Source organism: Oleiphilus sp. HI0043 (assembly GCF_001634935.1).
The window spans coordinates 1-844 of sequence record NZ_LWEY01000729.1 but is presented as its reverse complement, the minus strand read 5'-3'; the positions used below and the strand labels follow the sequence as shown (position 1 = coordinate 844).

1 protein-coding gene is annotated in these 844 nt (G+C 44.7%); it reads left to right on the top strand.

Going from position 1 to position 844, the window contains the following annotated elements; translation table 11 throughout:
- A partial coding sequence (glpD, locus tag A3729_RS08510; protein ID WP_082882059.1) for a glycerol-3-phosphate dehydrogenase occupies positions 1-844 on the top strand: 844 nt, incomplete at both ends.

Sequence of the window (844 nt, the reverse complement as noted above, 5' to 3'; positions counted from 1 at the left end):
CGCAGCTACGATATTCTCGCAAGCAATATCGTTAATGCCTCAGGCCCCTGGTTAAACAGCTTTCTTGATTCAGCGGCAGAAGATATTAAACCGGCTCGAAATATTCGACTGATTAAAGGCAGCCATATTATCGTTCCCCGCTTTGAAGAACTGGATGAAGCTTACATTCTACAGAACGAAGACAAGCGTGTGGTATTTGTACTTCCCTATCTTGATCACTTTTCAATAATCGGAACCACCGATAAAGAATACCAAGGAAAGCCAGAAGACGTAGCAATTGAAGAGTGGGAAGTTGATTACCTGATTAAGGTATACAATCAACATTTCAAACGTTCGATTTCTCGTGAAGATATCCAGTCTACCTATTCTGGCGTCCGTCCACTGTGTGATGATGAATCAAACGACCCCTCAGCAATCACCCGTGATTACACGCTAGAACTCCATCAGGAAAGTGAAAGCAACGCCCTGCTTTCAATCTATGGCGGCAAAATCACCACTTACAGAAAGCTTTCAGAAGCGGTTCTAAACAAGCTGTCGCCATTTATTAAGGAGCTTGGTAAACCTTGGACTGCAGATGAACCGATGCCCGGAGTTCAGTTCGTTGGTCAAACAAGAGAGCAGATAGAACAAGCTATTAACAAGAAAGCGCCATGGCTAACTCATACTCTCGTACAACGCTACCTCAAATCATATGGCACCCTTTGCTTTAGCTTTCTAGCGAACAAACAAGGCATGAGCGATATGGGAGAATACTTTGGTGCCGACTTATTCTCTGCAGAAGTCGACTACCTGATTGAACACGAATGGGCACGCTCAGCTGAAGATATTCTCTGGCGCCGCAGCA